The 281-nt window shown below is 58.7% G+C and carries 1 protein-coding gene; it reads right to left on the minus strand.

All coding sequences use genetic code 11. From position 1 onward, the window contains the following. Positions 1 to 281 (minus strand): ABC transporter substrate-binding protein (locus AAEZ08_RS22805; RefSeq protein ID WP_500125160.1); only part of this gene is annotated, 281 nt, incomplete at both ends.

Raw genomic sequence — 281 nt, forward strand, 5'->3', positions numbered from 1 at the left:
GGGTGGCGATATCCAGGGGCAGGGTGCGGTTTTCGTTGCTGGAAAAGTCGAAGCGCACTTGCCGAGGGCCTTCCACTTCGACGTGCTTGACGTCGGCGAACAGGGTTCTGTAGCGCAGGCTGCCCTGGGTCATCAGCAGGTCAAAGGTGTAGCGCACGTCTTCGGCGGTGATCGGCGTGTTATCGGCAAACTTGGCTTTGGGGTTGAGGTAGAAACGCAGAGACAGACCATCGTCTGAGCGCTCCATTTTTTCCGCCACCAGGCCATAGACGGTATAGGGC

Source organism: Pseudomonas sp. E45-MNA-CIBAN-0222, assembly GCF_040310405.1.
In the GTDB taxonomy this organism is placed as follows: Bacteria; Pseudomonadota; Gammaproteobacteria; order Pseudomonadales; family Pseudomonadaceae; genus Stutzerimonas; species Stutzerimonas stutzeri_AC.